1 protein-coding gene is annotated in these 614 nt (G+C 46.3%); it reads left to right on the forward strand.

Annotated elements, in window-relative coordinates:
• Positions 1-614: substrate-binding domain-containing protein (locus tag R7E78_RS28085; protein ID WP_318058881.1), on the forward strand; the 614-nt coding region annotated here is incomplete at both ends.

The following is a 614-nucleotide window of genomic DNA, read 5'->3' on the forward strand; positions in this document are numbered from 1 at the left end:
AAAAGCAATTTACAAAGATTGCGAGTATTTGTTGGTCACAGCTCAACGAATCAGAAAAACATGCGCGCAAATATCCGAAGGCTTCAACGCCGAAGTCTGGGTGGCGCGTGATGACTCGCTGCCAGACGATTTGTGGCAAGAACTGTCTCACCGACTCAACAATCGATTCCCTTCTACAACGTTTAACCTCATCTTGGCCTCTAGTGGTGACTTGGCTAACTTAGTCAGTACTCATCAAGTCGATTTTGCGTTCGGTGTCGACTATGAACGCATTGATGACCCGCACATTGTTTACAAACCTCTGGGTAAAATCCGAATGATGTCGGTGTGTAGCGTTGATCATCGATTAAGTAAGATGCGTCGCGTATCCGATGAAGATCTACGCAGCCAAATGCAGGCTTTGATGGTTTACCTCAACGAGAAAGACAACCCAGGCTTACAGCCGTTCTCAACTCGATACATTGGCTTCTCAAGCTTCGATTACATGCTCAACACCATTTTGGAAGAAGACGCATGGGGTGTATTGCCAGAGCCACTTATTCGCCACTACTTGCGCCAACAAAAACTTGCCGTCATCAAACACACGTACGGTTTGACTCAAGAAGACTACTGTA

Source organism: Vibrio sp. YT-19(2023) (genome assembly GCF_033337395.1).